The 3992-nt window shown below is 56.1% G+C and carries 3 protein-coding genes and 1 pseudogene; 3 read left to right on the plus strand and 1 reads right to left on the minus strand.

All coding sequences use genetic code 11. From position 1 onward, the window contains the following. Positions 1–138 precede the first annotated feature (138 nt). From NP596_RS20280 to NP596_RS20290, 3 genes are all read left to right on the plus strand, one after another. Entirely contained in the window at positions 139–1839 is a 1701-nt protein-coding gene (locus tag NP596_RS20280) for an ABC transporter ATP-binding protein/permease (RefSeq protein WP_256617206.1), read from the plus strand. 7 nt (positions 1840–1846) lie between these two features. Then, complete coding sequence (locus tag NP596_RS20285) at positions 1847–2965, plus strand: glycoside hydrolase family 5 protein (RefSeq protein WP_256617207.1); 1119 nt, start codon at positions 1847–1849, stop codon at positions 2963–2965. Positions 2966–3071: 106 nt separating this feature from the next. Beyond that, positions 3072–3605: an SLATT domain-containing protein gene (locus NP596_RS20290; RefSeq protein WP_256617208.1), complete on the plus strand. Its 534-nt coding sequence runs from the start codon at positions 3072–3074 to the stop codon at positions 3603–3605. 42 nt (positions 3606–3647) lie between these two features. On the opposite strand, the pseudogene NP596_RS20295 reads toward NP596_RS20290, so the two are convergent. Further along, positions 3648–3992, minus strand: a pseudogene (locus tag NP596_RS20295) (VWA domain-containing protein); the annotation flags it as partial.

Below are 3992 nucleotides of genomic sequence, written 5' to 3' on the forward strand. Positions count from 1 at the left end.
GGCTTTTTTGTGTCCGGCCGGCCAAAACGGCGGAGACCGCCGTAAGCGCGATCCTGGAAGCCACCCTCAGCCGTCAACAGTTTTTATTGTTATTAGCACGGCTAATTTGTATATTGCCTGCTCACCTGAGATAGGAGTATGGCATTGCAAACGACCAGCAGATTTTTCATTCAATTTATTCGCTTAGCCGGTCCTTTCTGGAACTCGGAGCATAAAACCACCATCCGTGGTTTGTCCGTGGCCTTGCTGGTCCTGACCGTGCTGCAAATTGCCATCTCGGTATATATCACGATATGGAGCGCCGATCTGTTCGACGCCTTGGACCAACGCTCGATGTCCAGACTGTTTACGCAAATCGGGCTGATCGTTTTGATTTTCATCGCCAATATTGCCATCACCGTCGCCCACTTGATGGTTAAACGCCGCATTCAGTTGGATTGGCGCGGCTGGTTGACGGACAAATTGATCGGCCAATGGATGCACGACGGCCGGCATTATTTGGTGACGCATATTCCCGGCAAGCACGATAACCCGGACGGACGGATTGCCGAGGACGTGCGCATCGCCACCGAATACGCCATCGATTTGATTCATAGCCTGTTTTACAGCTCGCTGCTGCTGGTGAGCTTTACCCAAATTCTCTGGGACCTATCCGGCACCGTTATTTTGGATTTGGGCATTGTGCAAATTCCCATTTTGGGGCATTTGGTCTGGATTGCCATGATCTATGCGGCCAGCGCGTCCATGCTGGGCTGGTGGATAGGCAGGCCATTGACCAAGGCTACCGACGATAGGCAAACCGTGGAAGCCAATTTCCGTTTTGCCTTGGTGAAAGCCCGCGAAAACTCGTTGGCAATTGCCCTGATTCATGGCGAGCGCCACGAGAACCCGCACTTTCACCGGTTGTTCGGCGACATCGTCGACGCCTGGAACCAACAAACCAAGGCCTGGGAGCAAATCATGCTGTTCAGTTCCGGCTATTCGGTGTTGTCGATGGCCTTTCCCATATTGGTTTCGGCGCCCCGCTACATACTCGGCAGCATCACGCTGGGTGCCCTGATGCAGTCGGCGCAATCCTTTCAACATATGGTATCGGCATTATCCTGGCCGGTGGACAACATGGGCCGGGTGGCCGAGTGGCGCGCATCGGTAGAGCGGGTTTTAGGCTTGGCGGGCGCGCTGGAACAGCTGGAAAAAGAAATCGCCAAACCCGACCCGCACCGCATCCGCTTGGAAAAGAAAGACCGCTCGGCATTGGTTTTTAAAAATCTCAGCTTGTGCCGTTTGGACGGCATCGTCTGCATCGAATCGTTGAACGAAGAAATAAAACCGGGCGACCGGGTGTTGGTGGCCGGTAATGCCTTTACCGGCAACAAATTGTTTAAGGCCATCGCCGGCCTTTGGCCTTGGGGCGAAGGCGTTATCGAATTACCGGATGAAGAGCCGCTGTTTTTCATGCCGCCGCGGCCGTTTTTGCCCACCGGCAAGCTGCGTTCGGCCATTTGCTATCCGTCCAGCAGCAAGGACTTCGGTCAGGACGACCTGGAGTACGCCTTGAATTTGGCCGGCACGGGCGAATTGATACCGCAATTGGACGAGATCGGCGATTGGGAAAAAAATCTGGAGCGGGAGCAACAACAGCGCCTGGGCCTGGTCAGAGTGTTACTGCAAAAACCCAAGTGGATCATGATGCAGGAAGCCTTCGACTCCCTGGATCCGGAAGGCGAGGTCGACATGATCAACATCATCAACCGCAAGCTGCCGGACTCCGCCGTGTTGACCATTACCAAACAACCCACCATACAAGCCATGCACAAACGCCGTATCGTTTTGAATTGAGGCCGACATGCAAAACGAGCCAAGCAAGCACGCTAAAAAACTGCGGGGCGTCAATCTCGGCGGCTGGCTGGTGCTAGAGAAGTGGATGACGCCCAGTTTGTTCACCGGCATGGCGGCGCGGGACGAAACCGGCTGGTGCGTGGAACTGGGCGACAAAGCCGAATGGATATTGCAAAAACATTGGCGGACCTTTATCAAGCGCGAGGATTTCGCCTGGCTGGCCGAGGTCGGCATCAATGCCGTGCGCATCCCGGTCGGCCACTGGTTGTTTGCGGCCGATTACCCTTACCATGCCAGTTACGGCGATAAACGCTATCCTTTTGTGCTGGGCGGCGTGGAAATTTTGGATCAGGCTTTCGATTGGGCACGGGAATTCGGCTTGGCGGTGGTGGTGGATCTGCACGCCGCGCCGGGCTGCCAGAACGGTTTCGATAACGGCGGCATCCAGGATGTTTGCGACTGGCATACCCGGCAGGAATATATCGACTACGCCTTAAAAACCCTGGAGCGTCTGGCGCAGCGCTATGGCGCGCATCCGGCCCTGTGCGGCATAGAAGTGTTGAACGAGCCGCGCTGGGATATCGGCACCGAATTGCTCAAACGCTTTACCCTGGCCGGTTACGGCATCATCCGCCGGCATTGCCGGGCGGATGACGTGGCGGTGATCTTCCACGACGGTTTTCGCGGCTTTCGCGACTACGAGGGCTTTATGTCCGGCCCGCAATACAGCAATGTGATTTTCGATATTCACCGCTACCAATGCTTTATCCGCGAAGATGTCGAGCTGGATGTGTTCGGCCATCTGCACAAGGCGGTAACCGACTGGAAAGACGAGGCCGAGGATATTATCCGCCACGCCGGCATACCGACCTATGTCGGCGAATGGAGCTTGGGTCTGGATTTAAAAATGGCCGAAACCTGGGCGGCGGGGGCCTTCGATTACCCGCAATCCGGCATGGACGATTTTCAGTTGAATGTCGCCTATCGCGGTTACGCCGCCGCCCAACTGGCTTGTTTCGAAAAATACCTGGGCTGGTTTTTCTGGAGCTACAAAACCGAAAACATGCTGCACTGGAGTTTTAGGGATTGCGTGGAAAGAGGCTGGCTGCCGAACCGGTTCGATTGATGCAGGCGGCTGGGATTTTGCAATTTTAGGCGATATTTTGCCAGCGGGCGGTAACGGTTATAGAATCGGCCAAGTCCATTGATCACTCGGTTGGAGCCCATCCGCCATGTCGAATTCCTTACCCAAGGTGGAAGCCTTTCTGGCCGCGCTTAAAGAACAGCAGTTTTTTCAGGATGCAAATACCCAAGGCAGCGTGCTTTGGTACATCGGTTTTTATCAAACCCGCGCGCCGAATCGGCGCAAGCTGTTTCGCGCCGCGGGCTTTGTGCTGTTGTTCTTGAGTATCAGCCTGCCGTTTATCACGCAGCTGTTTCCCAAGGAATTGCAGCCGCAAGTGGCGTCCGGGCTTGCCTGGCTGATTGCCCTGGTGGCGGCGGCCAACTCGTTTTTCAATTGGCAGAAGGCCTGGCAGCTGTATACCCAAACCCAGCTAACCTTGCAATTTGCGCTGTCGGAATGGGAGTTAAGCACGGCTCAAGCCAGAGCGGCCGCCAGCGACGAGGAAGGCGTGGCATTGCTGCAAGCCGCCTTGCAAAAGTTGACAACCGCCGTCAGCGAAGCCGTGGCCAACGAAACCGCCCAATATTTCGAGGGCGTCAAGGTACCCGATGTCGTGCAGGGCAAAAACGGCCGCTTTTAGCGGAGCGGACCCGCAACCCCGGACGGATAGCACTTGGCGATATCAGATAAAAATCGCCAGCAATAACAGTAAAACCAGCACGGCGTAATACCAGCGCACATCCACTTCCACGGCCGCCGGCAAGGCGAATTCCGGGATTTGCACGGCCTCGGCCAACGCGGCGGCGTCGCTTAAGCGCCGATAATGCAAGCCGGTCTCCAGCGCCAATTGTTGCAAATAATTTTCCTGCAAGGCCGTGAGGTGTTCGCTGCCGACCGCCGCGTGTTTGCCGAACGGCGCGTTGCGGGCGTCGTAACCTTCGATGCTTTCCGGGTTGAGGTCGGAGACGCCGAACGACGAACGCTGCGGCACATCGTCCGGGCCGTAGACGCCGTCGCGCTGTCCGCG

This window comes from Methylomonas rivi (genome assembly GCF_024505165.1).
Lineage (GTDB): Bacteria > Pseudomonadota > Gammaproteobacteria > Methylococcales > Methylomonadaceae > Methylomonas > Methylomonas rivi.

Excerpts from the sequence above, each read along its gene's own strand:
- NP596_RS20280 (WP_256617206.1), top strand. The coding sequence starts at position 139 with ATGGCATTGCAAACGACCAGCAGATTTTTCATTCAATTTATTCGCTTA.
- NP596_RS20285 (WP_256617207.1), top strand. The coding sequence starts at position 1,847 with ATGCAAAACGAGCCAAGCAAGCACGCTAAAAAACTGCGGGGCGTCAAT.
- NP596_RS20290 (WP_256617208.1), top strand. The coding sequence starts at position 3,072 with ATGTCGAATTCCTTACCCAAGGTGGAAGCCTTTCTGGCCGCGCTTAAA.